Here is a 17539-nt window from a genome sequence, read left to right on the forward strand (position 1 = left end):
AACCATAAGCGGCCGTTACCGCAGCAACGGATATGTCCACCACACCCGCCACCACCGATCAAACACCCCTTGCGACCCCCCAATTTCTTTGCTAGCTTCTTACAAAATGTTAACGATAACATTTGCTCTAAAAATAAAAACAAAACAGAGATCCCCACCATGAAAATGCTTCCGAAAACCCTGTGTTTGTTGGCTCTGAGCATCAATCTTGGCACCGCTGGCCTGGCACTGGCCGACACCAAACCCGCCCCCATCCGCATCGGCGCGTCCTTCCAGGAAATCAACAACCCTTACTTCGTCACCATGAAAGACGCCCTGCAGGAAGCCGGGGCGACCATCGGTGCGCAGTTGATCATCACCGACGCCCGCCACGACGTGTCCAAACAGGTCAGCGACGTCGAAGACATGCTGCAAAAAGGCATCGACATCCTGCTGATCAACCCCACCGATTCCGTCGGCGTGCAATCAGCCGTCAAATCCGCCCACGCCGCCGGCGTAGTCGTGGTCGCCGTCGACGCCCAGGCCGAAGGCCCACTGGACTCCTTCGTCGGCTCGAAGAACTTCGACGCCGGCTTCCAGGCCTGCGAATACCTGGCCAAGAACATCGGGGACAAGGGCAATATCGCCATCCTCGACGGCATCGCCGTGGTACCGATCCTGGAGCGCGTGCGCGGTTGCAAGGAGGCCGTGGCCAAGCACCCGGACATCAAGATCGTGAGCATCCAGAACGGCAAGCAGGAACGTGACCAGGCGCTGACCGTCACCGAAAACATGCTGCAGGCCCAGCCCACCCTCAAGGGCATTTTCAGCGTCAATGACAACGGCTCCCTCGGCGCCCTCTCGGCCATCGAAGCCAGCGGCCTGGACGTCAAGCTGGTGAGCGTCGACGGCGCGCCGGAAGCGATCAAGGCCATCCAGAAACCCGGCAGCAAATTCATCGCCACCTCCGCGCAATACCCCCGTGACCAGATCCGCCTCGCCCTGGGCATCGCCCTGGCCAAGAAGTGGGGCTCGCAAGTGCCGGCCACGATCCCGGTGGACATCACCCTGATTGACCAGGCCAAGGCCAAGGATTTCAGTTGGTAAAACACCCAGGCCCCACGCCAGGCGTGGGGCACAGGTCATCCATCTGAATGCGAGGTCGGCGGTATGAGCAGTCTTCTGAAGCTGGAAAATATCTGTAAGCGCTACCCGGGGGTGCAAGCCCTCAAGGCGATCAACCTGGAAGTGCAGCGCGGCGAGATTCATGCCTTGCTCGGGGAAAACGGTGCAGGCAAATCGACCTTGATGAAGATCCTTGGCGGGGTCGAGCACCAGGACGAAGGGCAGATCCTGATCGACGGCGAGGCTCGGCAGTTCGCGACGTATCGTGATGCGATTGCCGCCGGCATCGGCATTGTGTTCCAGGAATTCAGCCTGATTCCCTACCTCACGGCGGTGGAAAATATCTTCCTCGGCCACGAGCTGAGCAACCGTTTTGGCCTGTTGCGCAAGCGCGAAATGGTCGAGGCCAGCGAGGCGTTGTTCAAGCGCCTCGGTGTCAGTATTGACCTGCAATGCGCGGTCAGGCACCTGAGCGTGGCCGAGCAGCAATTCGTCGAGATCGCCAAGGCGCTGGCCCTGGACGCGCGGCTGCTGGTGCTCGACGAACCCACCGCCACCCTCACGCCGAGCGAAGCCGAGCTGCTGTTCGAAATCATGCGTGAACTCAAGCGCCAGGGGGTGGCGGTGATTTTTATTTCCCACCACCTGGAGGAGATTTTCCAGGTCTGCGACCGCATCAGCGTGCTGCGCGACGGCGGCAATGTGGGCGTCACCGATGTGGCCGACAGCGATATCGACCGCTTGGTGGAAATGATGGTCGGGCGGCGCCTGGAGTGCAGTTTTCCGCCCAAGCCCACCGCCGCACGCGGGCCGCTGCTGCTGGAGGTCAAGGACATCCAGTTGGTGCGCAACGGCCCCCATAACCACTTTGAATTGCACAAGGGCGAGATTCTCGGCTTTGCCGGCCTGGTGGGTTCCGGGCGTACCGAATTGGCGCTGGGCATGATGGGCGCGCTGCCGTCGGTGAGCAAAGACGTGTGGCTGCGGGGTGAACAAATCACCCTCGACGACCCGGCCCAGGCCTTGGCCCATGGCATCGGCCTGCTGCCGGAAAGCCGCAAGACCGAAGGGCTGATCACCGATTTCAGCATTCGCGAAAACATCTCGCTCAACAACCTGCCCAAATACCAGAACGCCAGCGGCCTGATCGACAAGGACAAGGAATGCGCCAGCGTTGAAGCGCTGATGCGCCAGCTGTCGATCAAGGCCCCCAGCGGCGAGAGCCGGGTGTTCAACCTCAGCGGCGGCAACCAGCAGAAAGTCGTGATTGCCCGCTGGATCAACCATCACTGCGACGTGCTGGTGTTCGACGAACCCACCCGTGGCATCGACGTCGGGGCCAAGGCACAGATCTACGCACTGATGCGCAGCCTCACCGAACAGGGCTACGCAATCATCATGATTTCCTCGGAACTGCCGGAAGTCATCGGCATGTGCGACCGCGTCGCGGTGTTCCACAAGGGCGCCATCGTCAAGGTACTGGAAGCGTCTGCCGTCAATCCTCAAGAGGTCATGCGCCATGCAACAGGGGGCTCAAGTGAATACGTCCATTAATGCCGTGGGGCCTGGCCGGCTGCGCCTGAACCTGGCGCGGCTGATTCGCTCACCGGCGTTCTATCCCTTTGTCGGGCTGCTGGTGGTGACGTTGGTGATGATCTTCGCCAGCGATAACTTCCTGACGGCCAACAACCTGTCGAACATCGCGCGCCAGGTGTCGATCAACGCGATTATCGCGGTGGGCATGACCTGCGTGATTCTCACCGGCGGCATCGATTTGTCGGTGGGGCCGGTGATGGCGTTGTCCGGCACCTTGACCGCCGGCTTGATGGTCGCAGGCTTGCCGCCGGGCCTGGCAATTGGCGCCGGGATGCTGGTCGGCGTGGCGTTCGGCATCGGCAATGGCCTGTTCGTCGCCTACCTGCACATGCCGCCGATCATCGTCACCCTGGCGACCATGGGCATCGCCCGCGGGTTCGGCCTGATGTACACCGACGGCTATCCGATTTCCGGTTTGCCGGAGTGGTTCGGCTTCTTTGGCCGCGAAAGCCTGTTCGGCATTTCGGTGCCGATCCTGATCATGTTGGTGACGTACCTGGCGGCCTATGTGCTGCTGCAACACACCCGCATCGGCCGCTATATCTACGCGATCGGCGGCAACGAGGAAGCGGTACGCCTGTCCGGCGTGCGGGCGGCGCGCTTCAAATTGCTGGTGTATGGCATCAGCGGTTTGACCGCCGCGATTGCCGGGCTGGTGCTGACCTCACGCTTGATGAGCGGCCAGCCGAATGCCGGGGTGTCGTTCGAACTCGATGCGATTGCCGCGGTGGTCCTGGGCGGCGCCTCGATTGCCGGTGGGCGCGGGGTAATCGTCGGCACCTTGCTCGGCGCCATGCTGCTGGGGGTGTTGAACAACGGCTTGAACATGCTCGGGGTCTCGCCCTATGTCCAGAGCGTGATCAAGGGCGGGATCATTTTGCTGGCGATCTTTATCAGCCGTCAGCGCCACAAGTAAACCGGTTATCTCCACGCGGCCATGGTGGCCGCGATGGGTTCTCTCATGCTCAAGAAAGGTCCGCACATCATGGAAAAGCACAACCAAATGCAAGCCGTCGTCTGCCACGGCCCGAAAGACTACCGCCTGGAACGCATCAGCAAACCCCAGGCGCGGGTCAATGAACTGGTGATTCGCATCGCCGCCTGCGGCATCTGCGCCAGTGACTGCAAATGCCACTCGGGCGCCGCGATGTTCTGGGGCGGCGACAACCCGTGGGTCAAGGCGCCGGTGGTGCCGGGGCACGAATTCTTCGGCTACGTGGTGGAAGCGGGCGAGGGCGCCGAGGAACACTTTGAGGTGAAGGTCGGCGACAAGGTGATCGCCGAGCAGATCGTGCCATGTGGCAAGTGCCGCTTCTGCAAGTCCGGCAAGTACTGGATGTGCGAGGTGCACAACATCTTCGGCTTCCAGCGTGAAGTCGCCGAGGGTGGCATGGCCCAGTACATGCGTATTCCCAAGACTGCCATCGTGCATAAGATTCCGGAGTCGGTGTCCCTGGAAGATTCGGCGCTGATCGAGCCGATGTCCTGCGCGATTCACACCGTCAACCGCGGTGAGATCCAGCTGGATGACGTGCTGGTTATTGCTGGTGCCGGCACCCTGGGCCTGTGCATGGTGCAGGTGGCAGCGCTAAAAACGCCGAAGAAACTGGTGGTGATCGACATGGTCGACGAGCGCCTGGAACTGGCGAAGCAGTACGGTGCCGACGTGGTGATCAACCCGTCCCGGGATAACGCCCGGGAGATCATCAATAGCCTGACCGACAACTACGGCTGCGACGTGTACATCGAAACCACCGGCGTACCGGCGGGCGTTACCCAGGGCCTGGATCTGATTCGCAAGCTCGGGCGGTTTGTCGAGTTCAGCGTGTTTGGCGCCGAGACCAGCGCCGACTGGTCGATCATCGGCGACCGCAAGGAGCTGGACGTACGCGGTGCGCACCTGGGGCCGTATTGCTACCCGGTGGCCATCGACTTGTTCGAGCGTGGCCTGGTGACGTCCAAGGGCATCGTGACCCATGACTTCGGGCTGGACAGCTGGGCCGAAGCGTTTGAGCTGGCCAACTCGACCAAGTCGATCAAGGTGCTGCTGAAGCCGGTGCTCTGACATGAACTACGTAATGGGTGTGGACATCGGCACGCAAAGCACCAAGGCGCTGCTGGTGGATGCGGACGGCCTGATCATCGCCCAGCACAGCCAGGGGTATCGCGTGGATACCCCGAAAGTACGCTGGGCCGAGCAGTGGCCGCAGGTCTGGCTGGATGCGGTGGAGGCCTGCGTCGCCCAGTGCATGGCGAAGGCCGGCGTGGCAAAAGAGCAGGTCAAGGCGCTGTGCATCAGCAGCCTGTACGGCGGCTCGGGGATTGCCGTGGACGCGCAGATCACGCCGCTGCACCCATGCCTGATCTGGATGGACCGGCGCGCGGGCGAGCAGGTGGAGTGGGTGCGCGAGCATGTGGACCTGGAGCGGCTGTTTGCGGTCACCGGCAACTCGGTGGACAGCTACTACGGTTTCACCAAGATGCTCTGGCTCAAGCAGCACCAGCCGCAGGTGTGGGCCAACACCCGCTACCTGCTGCCGCCCAACAGCTACATCAATTGGTGCCTGACCGGTGAGTTGGCGGTGGACCACAGCAGCGCCGGCAATATCGGTGGCGTCTACGATGTGGCCCGGCGCGGCTGGTCGGCCGAGATGCTGGCGGCGCTTGGGATTCCATTGGCGATGATGCCGGAGCGTTTGCTGTATTCCGGTGAAGTGGTCGGTGGTTTGCTGGAGGAATGGGCCCGGCGGCTGGGCTTGCAGGCCTGCACGCCGATCCTGGCCGGGGGCGTGGATGCGGCCATGGCCACATTGGCGGCCGGGGTGACGCGGCCGGGCAATCACGTGGCGATGATCGGCACCAGCATGTGCTGGGGTTATCTCAATCAGCAGGTGGATGCGCGCCATGGCCTGGTGAGCATGCCCCACGTCTATAACGGCCATCAGGACCTGTACATCTTCGGTGGTGCGATCACCGCCGGGGCGTCGGTGAGCTGGTTTCGCGAACAGTTCTGCCAGGCAGAGGAGCAGCAGGCGAAAGAGACTGGCCAGGACAGTTTGTGGCTGCTGGAGCAGAGCGCCGCGAAGATCCCGGCGGGCAGTGAAGGGCTGTTGTTCCTGCCGTATCTCATGGGCGAACGCAGCCCGGTGTGGGATGACCGGGCCAGCGGCAGCTTTGTCGGGCTGAACCTCTATCACAGCCGGATCCACCTGTACCGCGCGGTGCTCGAAGGGGTGAGTTTTGCCCTGCGACACAATATCGAAGCGGGCACCCGTGGGGCGCATTCCCTTGATCCACGGCTGATTGTGGTGGGTGGGGCGAGCCATTCGGATTTGTGGATGCAGATTATTGCGGACATCACCCATTACCCGGTCTACACCATTGTGCAAGAGGTGGAGGCGGCCTTGGGCGCGGCGTTGTTGGCGGCCCATGCGGTGGGGTTGGTGGATGACCGGCAGATGGAGAAAGGTTGGGTGCAGTTGGAGCTGCGGGCGGAGCCGGAGGCGGGGAATGTCGGGGTGTATGACCGGGCGTTTGCCAGCTATCTGGAGCTGTATCCGGCCTTGAAACCGGTGATGCACAGCTTGCAATTGAATTAAGCGAACACTGATCCAAATGTGGGAGCGGGCTTGCTCGCGAATACGGTGTATCAGTGCCGGATTTATTGCCTGACCTACCGCATTCGCGAGCAAGCCCGCTCCCACATGGGATCTCCATCGTTTTAGAGATCGTGAACCATGAACGCTATTTTTGACTTTACCCACCAGCGCATCCTCGTCACCGGCGCCAGCAGCGGCATCGGCCGGGAAATTGCCCTCCAACTGATCGCCAGCGGCGCCGAGGTTTTCGCCCTGGGCCGCGACGCTCAGGCCCTGGCCCAACTCGGTTGCGAAACCCTGTGCCTGGACATCGCCAACAGCGCCGCCCTGGACCTGGCCCTGCAAGGCCTGCCGCCGATGCATGGACTGGTCAACTGCGCCGGCATTTCCCGCCTGGAACCCGCCGCGGCCATCAGCGCCGAAGCCTTCGACCAGGTGATGAATGTCAACGCCCGCGCCGCGGCCCAGGTCGCCAGCCGTATCGCTGCGGCGATGATTGAAGCGAAGATTCCCGGCAGCATCGTCAACGTCTCAAGCCAGGCCTCACTGGTAGCGCTGGACGATCACCTCGGCTACTGCGCCTCCAAGGCCGCACTGGACGCCATCACCCGCGTGCAATGCGCTGAATGGGGCCGTTTCGGGATTCGTGTCAACAGCGTCAACCCCACCGTGACCCTGACGCCCATGGCGCAGAGGGCCTGGTCGGCACCGGCCAAGCGCGACCCGGCATTGGCGGCGATTCCCCTGGGGCGATTTGCCGAAACGGCGGAAGTGGCCCTGCCGGTGTTGTTCCTGCTGAGCGATGCCGCCAGCATGATCAGCGGCGTCAGCCTGCCGATCGACGGCGGCTACACCAGCCGCTAGCCGTTCTCCAGCTTGCCGGCGATCACCACCTTGTCCCGCGGTTTGTGCGGGTCTTCGAGACGATCCAGCAGCAGCCGCACCGCGCTGCTGCCGGCCAGTGACGCGTCGTGGGCCACGCAGGCAATCGGCACGCCGAAGATATCGGCGAAGGGCAGGCGGTCGATGCCGCAGATGGTCAGGCTGTCGTGGGGGATGTTGTGCATGCGCAGCGCACGCAGCGCGCCGAGGGTGATCAACTGGTTGAAGCCCATGATCGCGTCCGGCGCCGAGTGCTCGGCCAGGTAGTCGAGGGTGTGCAGGTAGGAGGGCATCAGCGTGTAGTCACCGGCACACACTTCAACGTGCACCTGAGGGTGCTCGGCCAGGACTTCTTTCAGGCCCTTGAGGCGTTCCATGGTGATGCGCGAATGCTCGGGCCCGGTCAGCACCAGCAGGCGCTTGAGGTTCGGGGTTTGCCGCACCAGGTACTGCGCCGCCTCGATGCCGCTGTGATAGTTGTCCAGCACCACGCGGCTGAAGGGGCTGTCGTGAATCGTGCGATCGAGCAGCACCACCGGCGTCTTGCCGTTACCCAGGCGCTCCAGATAGTCCGGCTGGTAGCTGGGCTCGTCGGAGACCGGCGACAGGATGATCCCCGCCACGCGGTAGCCCAGCAGCGTGTCGACTGCCTTGCTTTCCAGTTCTTCCAGTTCGTCGGTGTCCACCAGCATGATGGTGTAGCCGTGCTTTTTCGCCTCGCGGGAAATCGCCTTGATCATCTCGCTGTAGAAGGGGTTGTCGACCGAAGCGGTGATCACGCCGATGATCAGGCTTTCACTGCGCTTGAGCCCGCGGGCAAAGGCGTTGGGCACATAGTCCAGCTCCCGCGCCACTTCGAGAATCCGCGCCAGGGTGGCGGGCTTGACCAGGTCGGGTTTGCTCAGCGCCCGGGACACCGTGATGGTGGTCATGTTGACCCGTTTGGCGATGTCGCTGATGGTGACGGACTTTTTCTTGTTCATCGGCAGGGGGGAACCAGGAGAAAACAACCTGAGGCTACCATGGGCACGGCTTCAAATCACCGGATCCCAGCGCTGCGACCAATCCTTTTCGGCCTCCACCACCGCCCGCAGCAACCCCAGCGCCTGCTGCAAAACCGCCGAATCGCGCTCGCGGGAATACACCAGGTACGTCGGGAAGCTGAACTCCGGCGCCTTGGGCACCCGTTCCATCACACCGCTGTCGAGGTAGCTCTGTACCACCCGCGTGCGGAAATACCCGGCACCGCCGTTTTCCAGGATGTACTGCAACGCCAGTGGCCCCAGATTGAAACTCAGGGCTGCGCGGGCCTTGTCCGGCAGTGCGGCGTCGTGCTGCTGGCGAAAGCCCTGGCCCCAGTCGATATACACGTAGGGCTCGGGCCGGGCGGCCAGTTGCACCAGGATCAGTTTTTCTTCCAGCACCTGCTCCACCTGCAACCCCGGCCAGTATTGCGGCTGGAACACCAGCGCGGCGTCCAGCACCCCCAGTTCCAGCTGGCGTAACAGGTACTCGCCTTCGCGAATCTCGGTGCGCAAAGCATGGCCGGGAATGTGTTCACGCAAGGCCTGGGCCCAGCCGAGCATCAGCGGGTTGCACAGGCTGACTTCGCCACCGATGTGCAGCACGTTGCGGTAGCCGTCGGGTAATGGCAGGTCGCGGCGTGCCGCTTCCCAGGTCTGGACAAGCTGGTTGGCGTAGACCACGAACGCCTCGCCGTCCGGGGTCAGGCGGGCACCGGCGCGGTTGCGCACGAACAGGGTACTGTTGAGCTGGCTTTCGAGGTTTTTGACCCGGGCGGTGATTGCCGTCTGGGTGACGTGCAGTTTCTCGGCCGCCGCGGCGAGGCTGCCGCAGCGGGTGATTTCGAGGAAGGTGCGTGCCAGTTCGATGTCCATGAAACCCCCTTGGATGATAGGAGGCATTGTAGGGGCTGATAATTGGAATACGGACAAAAATGTGGGAGCGGGCTTGCTCGCGAAGGCGGTGTGTCAGTCAAGATATCCGGTGACTGACACACCGCCTTCGCGAGCAAGCCCGCTCCCACAGTTTGATTGCATTTCAAGTTGGGGTTTTGGGGGCTTGCAGGTGCTCGGTTGGAAAAGCCTTGGCATACGCCTGGCAAACTCTCAGCACCTGCTCATCCGCAAACCGCGCCCCCACCACATGCAGCCCCACCGGCAACCCATTGGCCGCCAACCCGCACGGCACCGACGCCGCCGGTTGCTGGGTCAGGTTGAAGGGATAGGTAAACGGCGTCCACTCCATCCATTCCCCTAGTCCCGAACCCGGCGGCACATTGTGCCCGGCCTCGAACGCGGTGATCGGCATCATCGGCGAAACCAGCACATCGTAATGCTCATGGAATGCCGCCATGCGCGCCACGAGCGCTGCCCGTGCTTCCAGAGCGGCGCTGTAATCGCTGAGGCTGATCTGCTCGCCCAGTCGGGCAATGCGCAGCAACCCCGGGTCCATCAATTGCCGCTGCGCATCGCTCAACGGCCCGGCCAGACGTGCTGCACCGGCAAACCATAAAGTATTGAACACTTCCAGCGGATCACTGAACCCCGGATCAATCTGCTCAACATGGGCACCCAGCTGCACCAGGCCTTCTACCGCCTGGGCGACCACCCTGGCGACTTGCGGGTCCACGTCGACATAACCGAAGTTCGGGCTATAGGCGATACGCAGCCCCTTCAAATCAGCCCCGGCGTGCAACCATGGCGTGGTCCGGGGCGCGCCGATCAAACCATCCCGCGCATCCGGCTGGGCGATGGTTTGCAGCATCAGCACCGAGTCTTCCACGGTGCGGGTCATCGGCCCCAGGTGCGACAGAATCGTCATCGAACTGGCCGGCCATTGCGGCACATAACCGAAGGTCGGCTTGATGCCGAAGGTGCCGGTGAAGGCACAGGGGATCCGGATCGAGCCGCCGGCATCGCTGCCCTGGTGCAGCACGCCGAGGTTCAAGGCCGCCGCCGCACCGGCACCACCGGACGAACCGCCCGCCGTCATGCGCGTGTCCCACGGGTTGCGGGTAATGCCATACAGCGGGTTATCGGTGACGCCTTTCCAGCCGAATTCCGGCGTGGTGGTCTTGCCCAGCAATACCGCGCCGGCCTTGCGCATGAAGGCCGAGAAGGGCGCATCCACATCCCATCGACCCTCGGCGGATGTGGTACGCGAACCCTTGCGCGTCGGCATGCCGATGGTCTGCGTCAGGTCCTTGATGGAGGAGGGCACACCGTCCAGGGCCCCGCACGGCTGGTCCTTGAGCCAGCGCTGTTCCGAATCCCGCGCCGCCTTCAAGGCGCCTTCCGGGTCGACGTGGCAGTAGGCGTTGACCGCCGGGTTGTAGCGTTCGATCCGCAGCAATGCGTCTTCGGTGACCTCCACCGGCGACAGGCTTTTATCCCGATAGCGGGCCAGCAGCTCAACTGCGGTCAGGTTGGCGATATCCGTCATGCCGCTTTACCTCCTTGCGCCGCGTTGACCATGGCCCGCAGCAACACCGCGCAGCCCGCCGCCAGGTCATCCGGCGCGGCGTTCTCGATTTCGTTATGGCTGATGCCGCCTTCGCACGGCACAAAGATCATTCCGGCCGGGCCCAGTTCGGCGACGAAGATCGCGTCATGCCCGGCGCCGCTGACGATGTCCATATGGCTCAGGCCCAGGCTGCTCGCGCCATCACGCACGGCGTTGACACAGGCAGGGTTGAAATCCAGCGGCGGGAAGTCGGCAGTGGGTGTCAGCTCAAAGCTCAAGCCGTGTTGCTCGGCGGTGGCTTCGATCACCTGGCGCACTTCGTCGACCATCGCTTGCAGCTTGTCGGCGTGCAGGTGGCGCAGGTCGATGGTCATGTGCACCTGGCCGGGAATCACGTTGCGTGAGCCGGGATGCAGGCTCAGGCAACCGACGGTGCCGCAGGCGTGGGGTTGTTGTTCGTGGGCGATGCGATTCACCGCGCTGACCACTTGCGCCGCGCCTACCAGTGCGTCCTTGCGCAGGTGCATTGGCGTCGGGCCCGCGTGGGCTTCGACGCCGGTGAGGGTCAGGTCGAACCACTTCTGGCCCAGGCAGCCCATGACCACGCCGATGGTGGTGGCCTGGTCTTCCAGCACCGGACCCTGCTCGATATGCGCCTCGAAATAGGCGCCCACCGGGTGGCCCAGCACGGCGCGGGAACCGGCATAGCCGATGCGCTGCAATTCAGCGCCCACCGACAGCCCTTGCTCGTCCTGCTTGTCGAGGGTTTCCTGCAGGTCGAACTTACCGGCGAACACCCCGGAACCCATCATGCACGGCGGGAATCGTGAGCCTTCTTCGTTGGTCCACACCACCACTTCAATTGGCGCTTCGGTCTCGATGTTCAAATCATTGAGGGTGCGGATCACCTCCAGGCCAGCCATCACGCCGTAGCAACCGTCGAACTTGCCGCCGGTAGGCTGGGTGTCGATATGGCTGCCGGTCATCACCGGCGCCAGTGCCGGATTACGCCCGGCGCGGCGGGCAAAGATATTGCCGATGGCGTCGACGCTGACGCTGCAGCCGGCCGCCTCGCACCATTGCACAAACAGGTCGCGGGCCTGGCGGTCGAGGTCGGTGAGGGCCAGGCGGCATACGCCGCCCTTGGGTGTGGCGCCGAGGCGGGCGAGGTCCATCAGCGATTGCCACAGGCGCTCGCGGTTGATCAGCGGGGCGTTGCTCTGGAGCGGTTGCGCAAAACTATTCATCAGCAGTCTCCGGTCAGGCACTCAGGGCCAGGTAACGGTTCTTGATCGTCGGGTCGGCGCGGAAGGCTTCGGCACTGCCTTCGTACACCACGCGGCCCTGTTCGAGGACGTAATGGCGGTCGGCGAGCTTGTCGCAGACCATCAGGTTCTGTTCCACCAGCAGCACCGGCAGGCCGTCTTCCTTGACCTTGCGCAGGATCTTCACCAGCTCGTCGACGATCACCGGCGCGAGGCCTTCGGTGGGCTCATCGAGGATCAGCAGCTTGGGATCGTTGAGCAGCGCGCGGGCGATGGCGAGCATCTGTTGCTCACCGCCGGACAGCGCGTGGCCGGCGTTTTTGCGGCGCTCCCTGAGGCGCGGGAACATGCCGTACACGTCTTCCATCTGCCAGCGGCTGGTCTTGCGCACGGCAATGCGCAGGTTTTCCTCCACCGTGAGCAGGCGGAAAATCCCGCGGTTCTCCGGCACCAGCGCCAGGCCCTGGCGGGCGATTTCGAAGATTTTCTGCCCCACCAGCGGCTGGCCGTTGAAGTGAATCTGGCCCTGGCGCGGGCAGATAATCCCGAGGATGCTGCGCAGGGTGGTGGTCTTGCCGGCGCCGTTGCGCCCCAGCAGGGTCACCAGTTCGCCAGGGTTGACGGTCAGGGACACGCCTTCAAGGACGTGGCTCTTGTCGTAGTAGGAATGGATATTGTCGACGGTCAGCATCAGGCGGCTTCTCCCAAATAGGCGGTGCGCACGCGCTCGTCGGCGCGCACGAATTCCGGTGTGCCTTCCACCAGGATCTGGCCGTGGCTCATCACGGTGATGCGTTGGCTGATGGACATGACGATGCTCATGTTGTGCTCGATCAACAGCACGGTATGGTCGCGGCCGAGGTCGCTGATCAGTTGGGTCATGATCGGGATGTCGTCGATGCCCATGCCCGAGGTGGGTTCGTCGAGCATCAGCAGCTTGGGTCTGGAGCAGATCGACATGCCGACTTCCAGCACCCGCTGCTGGCCGTGGGACAACTCGCCGGCCAGGGTGTCGGCGCGGGCGGTGAGTTGCAGGCGTTCCAACACCTGGTCGGCCATTTCCAGGTGTTCGCGCTTGCTGTCGACCCGGCGCCAGAAGTTCAGCGCGCGGGCGCCGTCACGACCCTGGGCGGCCAGGCGCAGGTTTTCGCGCACGCTGAGGTTCTGGAACAGGCTGGTGAGCTGGAACGAGCGCGCCATGCCCAGGCCGACGCGGCCGTGGGCCGGTTTGCGCATCAGGTTCTTGCCGTCGAAATGAATTGCCCCGGCGGTGGCCTGGCGTTCGCCGGTCAGGCAGTGGAACAGGCTGGTCTTGCCCGCGCCATTGGGGCCGATGATGGTGTGGATGGTGCCGGCTTCGACCTTGAGGTTGACACCGTTCACCGCGTGGAACGCACCGTAGGCCAGTTCCAGGTTCTTGGTTTCCAGCAGGATGCTCATGACAGCTTCTCCTTGGTCACAACGTCGGCCTTGCGGCTGCCGCGCACACGGTCGAACAGGGTCGACAGACCGCCCCACAAACCGCCGCGCATGAAGATCACCACCAGGATCAGGATCACCCCCAGCAGCATCAGCCAGCGCGGCCACAGATCGGAAAGGAAGTCCCCCAGCAGCACGATGGAACCGGCGCCCAGCAACGAGCCGAACAGCGAGCCGGTGCCGCCGACGATGGTCATGATCAGGATGTTTTCGGACATCGCCAGGTCGATGTTCGACAGCGGCACAAAGTGCAGCAGCATCGCGTACAGCGCCCCGGCAATCCCGGTGACGGCGCCGGACAACACGAACACCAGGATCTTGAAGTGGCGGGTGTCATAGCCGATGGCCGAAGCGCGGGTTTCGTTTTCGCGAATCGCCATCAGCGTGCTGCCGAAGGGCGAGGCGATCACCCGGCGGGCGCCGATGAAGATCAGCAGGAACAGCACCGCGACAAACCCGTAGAACGCGCGGGCGTCGGTCAGCGACAGCAGCACGGTGTCACCGATGCGGATTTCCGGGCGCGGCACGCTGAGCAGGCCGTTGTCACCGCCGGTCCAGTCGCTCAGGGTGTAGGCGACGAAGTAGGCCATCTGGCTGAAGGCCAGGGTCAGCATCACGAAGTAAATGCCGGTGCGGCGGATCGCCAGGGCGCCCACCAGGAAAGCCAGGAAACCACCGGCGACGGCGGCACCCAGCAGTGCGCTGAACAGCCCCAGTTGCAGGTGAATCATCAACAGCGCCGCGCAGTAGGCGCCGGCCCCGAAGAAGATGCCTTGGCCGAACGACAGCAGCCCGGTGTAACCCAGCAGCAGGTTGCAGGCGAGGGCGGCCATGGCAAAGATCAGGATCTCGGTGGCCAGGGTCGCCGAGGGTAGAATCAACGGCAGGCCGATCAACACCGCGAGCACCAACAGCAGCATGTAGCGCGACTGGGTCTTGGCGAACGGCAGGGGATTTTTCTCGCTCATGTCAGGCTCTCCCGAACAGGCCGTAAGGACGCACCAGGATCACCACGGCCATCGCACCGTAGATCATCAGGCTTGCGCCCTGGGGCCAGAGTGTGGTCATCAGGCTTTGCACCACGCCGACCAGCAGGCCGCCCACCAGTGCACCGCTGAAGGAACCCATGCCGCCGATCACCACCACCACGAACGCCACGCCGAGGATTTCCGGGCCGACAAAGGGCTGGGCGCCGCGCAACGGGGCGAACAGCACACCGGCCACACCGGCGAGGGCCACGCCGAGGGCGAAGGTCATGGAGAACAGGCGGAAAATGTTGGTGCCCAGCAGGGACACGGTTTCCGTGCTTTCACTGCCGGCCCGCACCAGGGCGCCGAAGCGCGTGCGTTCCAGCAACAGCCACAGGCCCAGGCCGACGAGACCGGAGAACACGATCAGGAACAGGCGGTAGTAGGGGTAGACAAAATCGCCCACCACCAGCACCCCGCGCAGCAATTCCGGTACGGCGACGCTCTTGCCCACCGGGCCCCAGATCATCACGCTGGCTTCCTGGATGATCAGGGCGATCCCCAGGGTCACCAGAATCTGGAACATGTGCGGCAAGTGATAAATCCGCTGGATCAATAATCGCTCGATCACCCAGGCCAGCGCGGCCACCACCAGCGGCGCGATCAGCAGTGCCAGCCAGAAGCTGCCGGTGAGGCTGACGGCGGTGTAGCAGATGTAGGCGCCCAGCAAAAAGAACGCACCGTGGGCGAAGTTGACGAAGTTCAGCAGGCCGAAAATGATCGTCAAGCCGACCGCGATCAGGAAGTAGATCATCCCAAGGCCCAGGCCGTTGAGAATCTGGAACAGGTAAAGATTAAGCATGCAGGAACCCTCGGCAGGTGGCCGCATGAGCGGCCCTGCGCTGTGTCACCAGTAGATTTTCAGCGGATCAGCCGAGCACGCAGCCCGTGGCTTCCACCGGCGGGAACGACTGGCCGGAGCTGAGCACCTTGGCCAGATCGTCCTTGTCGGCCATGTCGCCTGCGGCCTTGCCCACCAGCAGGTAGTAGTCCTTGATCACCTGATGGTCGCCGGCGCGGATCGACTCCTTGCCGGTGGGGCCTTCGTAGCTCAGGCCCTGCATGGCCTTGGCCACGGTCGGCCCGTCGAAACTGCCGGTGGAGATGATGGTTTCGAGCATGACCTTGGTGCTGATGTAGTCGGCGGCCAGCGGGTAAGTGGGGTTGATGCCGTATTTGGCCTTGGTGAGTTTCACCAGGTCACGGTTGAGCGGGGTGTCGACCTGATGCCAGTACTGAGCGCCGAGGTACACACCTTCCAGTACGTCACTGCCCAGCTCCTGGAACTGGTCGAGGCCGGCGGACCACACCAGCAACACTTTCATGCGCTCCTTGATACCGAAGTTCACCGCCTGACGCAGGGTGTTGGACGACTGGCTGCCGAAGTTCAGCAGCACCAGCACGTCGGGTTTGGCGGCGATGGCATTGGTCAGGTAGCCGGAGAACTCCTGCTCCTGCAGCGAGTGGTAGCTGTTGCCGGCGTGTTCCAGGCCATGCTCGGCCAGCACCGATTTGGCGCCTTCGAGCAGGGCTTCGCCGAACACGTATTGCGGGGTGATGGTGTACCAGCGCTTGGCGTCGGGCAGCAGCTTGATCAGCGGCACGAGGGTCTCGCGGATCGCGCCGTAGGTCGGCACCGACCAGCGGAACGTGGCGCTGTTGCAGTCCTTGCCGGTGACTTCATCGGCGCCCACCGGGGTCATGAACACGCCACCGGCCTTGCTCACTTCCTTGGCCACCGCGAGTGCCGAAGACGACAGGGTACAGCCCTGGAAAAAGCGTGCGCCGTCCTGCTGGATCGCTTCCTGGACTTTACGCACGGCCTTGCCGGCGTTGCCTTCGGTGTCGATCACTTTGTAGACCAGCGGGCGGCCGAGCAACTCGGGATGCTGTTCCACCGCGAGGCGTGAACCCATGTCGGCAAATTTGCCATAACTGGCAAAGGCGCCAGACATGGACTTGAGGCCGTAAAAGGTAAAAGGCTCGGCGGCGAATGCAGAACGCACGCTCAGCGGGAGGCTGAGGGCGGCGGCTGCGGTGAGACTGGCTTTCAACAACGTACGACGCTGCATGGGGTGACTCCCTGGATTAGTTATTGGCAGGAGTGGCAATGGCGATACGGTGGAGCACGGCCTGTGGGCAGGCCTTTTATTGGTGGAGGGTGCGGCTTAGTGGTTGTGGTCGAACTCCAGCAGAAAGTGCGGGCTGACTTCACCTTCAAGGGCGGTCATGTGGTGTTCGGCGTCGCACATGTGTTCGTGCATCAGGCTGCGTACGGTGGCTTCGTCTTCGGCCCGGAAGGCGATCAGCAGTTGTTTGTGGTAGTCGAGGTTGGCGGCGTCGAATTGCTTGCGCTTGGGTTTGTAGGCTTTTTTCAGCACGACCAGGTCACGCAGCAGGTCGTTGAGGAATTGCGCCATGAAGCTCAGCAGCGGGTTGGGGCAGGCCTTGGCCAGCAGGTTGTGGAATTCCAGTTCGGCGATGCGTTGTTCGCGTTGGCCGGCTTCGCTGTCTTCGGGGGCGCTGCAGAAATCGACGTTGTCCTGGAGGGCGCGGTAGTCGTCTTCGCTCAGGCGGCCCAGGACCGAGACGGCGAGTTCGACTTCGATGACTTTGCGCAGCTGGTAGACCTGCTCGCCGTCCAGGTGCTGGAAGTGCAGGTAGTTGCGCAGGGCGCGGCTGGCGGGTTCGGTGCCGGCCTGGTTGAGATAGGCGCCGCCGCTGGGGCCGGTGCGGGTGTTGACCAGGCCTTCGACTTCCAGCGCCTTGAGGGCTTCGCGGGCGGAGCCTTTGGAGCACTGGAAGCTTTCCATCAGTTCGCGTTCGGTGGGCAAGCGGTCGCCGGGCTTCAGGGCGTCGGTGACTATGGAGCGTTTGACCGACTCGACGATCACGTCGGAGAGCTTCTGGCGTTTGCGGCGCAGCGGGCGGCTTAGCATGGTGTTTGATTGATCCTATTAATGCGGATTAATAGTACTTAATAGGGGTTTGGGGTGGGGCGTCAACGGAGGGGGTCGCTTTTGGTTTGGATGGGTCGTAAATGGTGGGGGTGTGCATATCCGTTGCTGCGGTAACGGCCGCCTATGGTTCCGCTCTTACA

16 protein-coding genes are annotated in these 17539 nt (G+C 63.1%); 6 read left to right on the plus strand and 10 right to left on the minus strand.

From position 1 onward, the window contains the following. Positions 1–159: 159 nt before the first annotated feature. The 6 genes from HYE77_RS09910 to HYE77_RS09935 all read left to right on the plus strand — a co-directional run bounded on the left by HYE77_RS09910 (position 160) and on the right by HYE77_RS09935 (position 7163). Entirely contained in the window at positions 160–1086 is a 927-nt protein-coding gene (locus tag HYE77_RS09910) for a substrate-binding domain-containing protein (RefSeq protein ID WP_003215780.1), read from the plus strand. A 63-nt stretch (positions 1087–1149) separates the two neighbouring features. After that, entirely contained in the window at positions 1150–2658 is a 1509-nt protein-coding gene (locus HYE77_RS09915; RefSeq protein ID WP_008430598.1) for a sugar ABC transporter ATP-binding protein, read from the plus strand. Beyond that, positions 2624–3616 carry an ABC transporter permease gene (locus HYE77_RS09920; RefSeq protein WP_003215773.1) on the plus strand — a complete coding sequence of 331 codons (993 nt, stop codon included), beginning with the start codon at positions 2624–2626 and terminating at the stop codon, positions 3614–3616. Before HYE77_RS09915 ends, HYE77_RS09920 begins: the two co-directional genes overlap by 35 nt. Positions 3617–3685: 69 nt before the next feature. Then, on the plus strand, positions 3686–4765 hold the full coding sequence (locus tag HYE77_RS09925; protein ID WP_032898587.1) for an alcohol dehydrogenase catalytic domain-containing protein: 1080 nt from the start codon (positions 3686–3688) through the stop codon (positions 4763–4765). 1 nt (position 4766) lies between these two features. Next, complete coding sequence (locus HYE77_RS09930) at positions 4767–6299, plus strand: FGGY-family carbohydrate kinase (protein ID WP_177068733.1); 1533 nt, start codon at positions 4767–4769, stop codon at positions 6297–6299. Positions 6300–6437: 138 nt separating this feature from the next. Then, entirely contained in the window at positions 6438–7163 is a 726-nt protein-coding gene (locus tag HYE77_RS09935; RefSeq protein ID WP_177068734.1) for an SDR family oxidoreductase, read from the plus strand. On the opposite strand, the gene HYE77_RS09940 is transcribed toward HYE77_RS09935, so the two are convergent. The 10 genes from HYE77_RS09940 to HYE77_RS09985 all read right to left on the minus strand — a co-directional run bounded on the left by HYE77_RS09940 (position 7160) and on the right by HYE77_RS09985 (position 17378). Continuing rightward, the gene (locus tag HYE77_RS09940; protein ID WP_003215765.1) at positions 7160–8164 is read right to left on the minus strand and encodes a LacI family DNA-binding transcriptional regulator; all 1005 of its coding nucleotides are present in this window, start codon (positions 8162–8164) and stop codon (positions 7160–7162) included. The two genes, HYE77_RS09935 and HYE77_RS09940, sit on opposite strands and share 4 nt — an antisense overlap. Positions 8165–8215: 51 nt before the next feature. Continuing rightward, positions 8216–9079, minus strand: coding sequence for a LysR family transcriptional regulator (locus tag HYE77_RS09945; protein ID WP_008430591.1), 864 nt, complete (start codon positions 9077–9079; stop codon positions 8216–8218). Positions 9080–9242: 163 nt separating this feature from the next. Continuing rightward, positions 9243–10646, minus strand: coding sequence for an amidase (locus HYE77_RS09950; protein ID WP_177068735.1), 1404 nt, complete (start codon positions 10644–10646; stop codon positions 9243–9245). Then, the gene (locus HYE77_RS09955) at positions 10643–11914 is read right to left on the minus strand and encodes a Zn-dependent hydrolase (protein ID WP_134326235.1); all 1272 of its coding nucleotides are present in this window, start codon (positions 11912–11914) and stop codon (positions 10643–10645) included. The genes HYE77_RS09950 and HYE77_RS09955 overlap by 4 nt, the downstream gene beginning before the upstream one ends. 13 nt (positions 11915–11927) lie before the next feature. Further along, positions 11928–12623, minus strand: a complete 696-nt coding sequence (locus HYE77_RS09960; protein WP_003215757.1) for an ABC transporter ATP-binding protein — start codon at positions 12621–12623, stop codon at positions 11928–11930. Further along, on the minus strand, positions 12623–13372 hold the full coding sequence (locus tag HYE77_RS09965) for an ABC transporter ATP-binding protein (protein WP_003215756.1): 750 nt from the start codon (positions 13370–13372) through the stop codon (positions 12623–12625). Before HYE77_RS09965 ends, HYE77_RS09960 begins: the two co-directional genes overlap by 1 nt. Further along, complete coding sequence (locus HYE77_RS09970) at positions 13369–14379, minus strand: branched-chain amino acid ABC transporter permease (protein ID WP_177021330.1); 1011 nt, start codon at positions 14377–14379, stop codon at positions 13369–13371. The genes HYE77_RS09965 and HYE77_RS09970 overlap by 4 nt, the downstream gene beginning before the upstream one ends. Position 14380: 1 nt before the next feature. Beyond that, positions 14381–15241: a branched-chain amino acid ABC transporter permease gene (locus HYE77_RS09975; protein WP_003215751.1), complete on the minus strand. Its 861-nt coding sequence runs from the start codon at positions 15239–15241 to the stop codon at positions 14381–14383. 67 nt (positions 15242–15308) lie between these two features. Next, complete coding sequence (locus HYE77_RS09980) at positions 15309–16511, minus strand: ABC transporter substrate-binding protein (RefSeq protein WP_003215749.1); 1203 nt, start codon at positions 16509–16511, stop codon at positions 15309–15311. 96 nt (positions 16512–16607) lie between these two features. Then, positions 16608–17378, minus strand: a complete 771-nt coding sequence (locus HYE77_RS09985; protein WP_003215747.1) for a FadR/GntR family transcriptional regulator — start codon at positions 17376–17378, stop codon at positions 16608–16610. Between the last annotated feature and the right edge of the window lie 161 nt (positions 17379–17539).

The organism is Pseudomonas sp. IPO3774 (assembly GCF_013386835.1).
Classification (GTDB): domain Bacteria; phylum Pseudomonadota; class Gammaproteobacteria; order Pseudomonadales; family Pseudomonadaceae; genus Aquipseudomonas.